General features: G+C 49.3%; 1 protein-coding gene. It reads left to right on the forward strand.

What is annotated here, in order from left to right; translation table 11 throughout:
* Positions 1 to 82: 82 nt before the first annotated feature.
* On the forward strand, positions 83 to 2445 hold a 2363-nt coding region (locus D0T87_RS23490), incomplete at its 3' end, for a BACON domain-containing protein (RefSeq protein ID WP_163178579.1).

Below are 2445 nucleotides of genomic sequence, written 5' to 3' on the forward strand. Positions count from 1 at the left end.
CGAATGGTGTAACTCCCTCCCCCTCTCCTTTGGAGAGGGCCGGGGTGAGGCTCAATATTATTAAACCAAAAACAGATAACCCATGAAATTAAGTGGATACACCCGATTACGGACGCTGCTGCCCGCAGTGGCGTTCCTACTGCTCTCCACGCTGATGGCGTGCACAGGGCATGAAGAAGAAATTACCCCAACGGGAAAAGGTGACGCCCTGGTCACCTTCTCCCTTCGCCTGCCCGGCGAAAGTGTACCCGACACCCGCGCCCTCTCTGAGGACGGAGAGAATGCCGTCACCGAAATCGATGTATTGGTGTTCGGTAAGAACGGCGGTACCTATGTATATACCGCCGGATGTAGCGGTAGTCAGATCACAGGAACCGGAAATGCCAAGACCTTTACCGTTACCCTGCGCCGGGGCGAATACGACCTGGTGGTACTGGCAAATGCCCGCACTATAGTAGACGCCGCCACCCTGGAGGGTAAGAACAAAGCTGCTGCATTGGCCGCGCTTACCGCTGCCGTACCCGCAGAAGGTAAATGGCCGGTAGACGGGTCCAAGCCCTTCCCCATGTGGGGCGATATCGGTACAAAGACCATTAATGAAACTACCGAGATAAAGAACATCAATCTCCTGCGTATGGTAGCACGGGTGGATGTGGTGGTTCCCACTGCCGTAACCAACTTTAAGCTATCCAGTGTATATGTATATAACTACAATACCCAGGGCACGGTAGTTCCTACTACTGCCGCGGGTCTGACAGATGGTAAAGTAACCTATCCGATTGTGCCCACCTCTTCAACTCTTACCGAAGGTCCACTATTATACAATGGCACAGCCATCAACACGACACTCAACCAGTGTGTGCGTGAGATTTATATTATGGAAGCTGAGAACCATACCGATAACCATACCAAAGCCAAAGACTTGCTTAAACGTACTTGTCTGGTAGTGGGCGGTACCTACAACAGCGATAGCGAACCCAGCTATTACCGCGTAGATTTCTCTACCGGCACAGGATCAGCACAGGCTTTTCTTGATGTACTTCGCAATCACAAATACACCATAAACATCACCAAAGTATCCGGTTCGGGTTACGAAACCCCTGATATTGCCTTCCGCAGCGGTCCGGTAAATATCGAAGCCAGCGTACTAACCTGGAACGGGGTAGGCATGAATATTCTAACTACTGATGGGCAATATACCCTGGCGGTAGATAAGGATGAATACACCTTCAACAAAGAAGCCGTGACAAGCAAGACAACCGAAAATACACTTAATGTATGGACCGACTATACCACCGGTTGGAAAGTAGAAAAGTACGTTGATGCTACCAACGAGAGCCAAACGGCCGGCTGGTTGAAACTGGTTCCTGCCACAGGTGGTAAAGACAATATAACCGAAACCTATATCGAATTAGAAGCAAACGAAACCGGCGCTTCCCGTTCGGCAAAGATCTATCTGGAAGCCGGACGTATCCGCAAACCGATTACTGTTACTCAGGGTACAGCATCAAGTGTACAGCCGGGTATTAAGCTCTATCTAGCTGATACTGAAATCTCTTCGGGATACCAGCTCACCTTCACTCCCCGGAAAGACGCCACGCTGGCCGGCGCTCAAACCCTGCGGGTGGTATGGGAGCCTAACACAGAATATGTTACTGCAACGGTAAGCAAAATCTGTTCTAACCTGGAAGGTCAACCGGTAAGTGAAACCTTCAATGGTGGTTCTAAACAGTACACCATTACTACCACAGCCGTAACGTCTAATGGCAACAGCACCCTGCCCACCGATGAAGAATCAGCGGTTACGTTCCGTACCCAGAGTGGTCATGAAGCTACAGTGAAGTTGTTGCAGAAGAATTACGGCCTTATCTACAAGGACGTTAAAAGTAAATACGCTTCTGCTACCAGTAAAGAATACAGCTTTACGGTACAGAGCAATACCAGTTGGAAGATTGGTTCTGTAACCGATGCTTCGGGTGTACTTACTGCTGCTTCTAAAACAGCTTTAGAAGCTATGACCGGTACGTCAGGTACAGCCACTGTTAAGTTCACCGTTGCTGCCAATTCTACCGGAGCCGCCACTCTGAACTTTGTAAACACAGATGGCTTATTCGCCGATGTAGCCGTTACGTTGAATGTTCAGCCTATTGTTCCCGCTGAGTTCGGCGGTAGTAATATCGTTTGGGATGGTACAAAACTGACCTTCTCTACCGGCCCTGACGACACAAGCGTTGATGCCCAGGCACAAGGTGTTTACTTCCAGTGGGGTTCCCTGGTTGCTATCAGTCCTGTGGGTGCTAGCTTCTCCACTTCACAGATTTTGTATAAACCGGCAGAATATACAACTGCCATCACATCTTGGACTACTATTCCTTATGTCAATGAAACCACTGCTCCGTTCAATAACAAAGTGCAAGCTGACGATGACTTTGCTACTTACAACAG

Source organism: Bacteroides sp. 51, assembly GCF_010500965.1.
Taxonomy (GTDB): domain Bacteria; phylum Bacteroidota; class Bacteroidia; order Bacteroidales; family Bacteroidaceae; genus Bacteroides.